Source organism: Achromobacter sp. JUb104 (assembly GCF_024806975.1).
Classification (GTDB): domain Bacteria; phylum Pseudomonadota; class Gammaproteobacteria; order Burkholderiales; family Burkholderiaceae_B; genus Achromobacter; species Achromobacter spanius.
In genome coordinates, this window is sequence record NZ_JANUEY010000009.1 from 1 (window position 1) to 1,077 (window position 1,077).

A 1,077-nucleotide genomic window follows, 5' to 3' on the forward strand; every position below is an offset into this window, starting at 1 on the left:
GACGGCACCTGGGCGTTCAAGCTCGACAACACCAAGCCTGCCGTGCAGGCGCTGAACGCCAGCGACAAGCTGAACTTCACGCTGGGCTACACCGTAGCCGACGCCGATGGCGATACGTCCACGGCCAACCTGAACTTCAGCATCAACGGCCAGACCGATGGCCCCCCGGTCATCACCCCCGAGGACAGCGACGGCAACGTCTCCAGCGCGCACAACAGCGTGGTCGAAGGCACCGGCAACACCGTCACGGGCTCCGTGACCGTCTCCGCCGAAGCCGGCGTGGCCGGCGTCACCGTCGGCGGCAAGGACGTCACCGGCGCCAGCGCCGCCAACCCCGTTGTCATCACCACCGACAAGGGCATCCTGACCGTCACCGGCTACAACGCCGCCACCGGCACGATCTCCTACTCCTACCAGGAGACGGGCGGCGCCGATGACCACACCGCGGGCGATGATGCCGTCAAGGACAACATCACCGTCACCGTCACCGACGTGGCCGGCGTGTCCACCAGCAACGACCTGGTCATCCAGATCCTCGACACCGCCCCGGTCGCCAATGACGACACGGCTGACATCACCGACGACACGATCGCTCCGATCATTGGAAACGTGCTGACCAACGACACGCTCGGCGCTGACGCGGTCACGGCCGTCCTCAACACCGGTGATGCCAAGTACGGGCAGCTCGTCGACAATGGCGACGGTACCTGGTCGTATCAGCTCAACAACAGCCTGGCCGCGGTGCAAGCCCTGAAGGCAGGCCAACTGCTGACTGAAACGATCCGCTACACCGTTACCGACGCGGACGGCGATTCCAGCGAAGCAGTGCTGACCATTACGATCACTGGCACCAACGACATCCCCGTGGTGACCAATGACGCGAAGTCGGTCACCGAAGACGTCGGCGTGTCGGCCGGCAAGCTCAGTGTGAACGGCGCGGTCACCATCAGCGACGCCGACGCCGGCGAGTCGACCTTCAATACGAGCTCCCTCAAGTTCACCGGCAGCACGCATGCCGGTGGCCAGCTGGGCGCAGTCACCATGAACGCCGACGGCACGTACACCTACAAGGTGGAC

Annotated in this window: 1 protein-coding gene; it reads left to right on the forward strand. The window is 64.9% G+C overall.

What is annotated here, in order from left to right; translation table 11 throughout:
- A partial coding sequence (locus tag M2361_RS28975) for a VCBS domain-containing protein (RefSeq protein WP_259253214.1) occupies positions 1 to 1,077 on the forward strand: 1,077 nt, incomplete at both ends.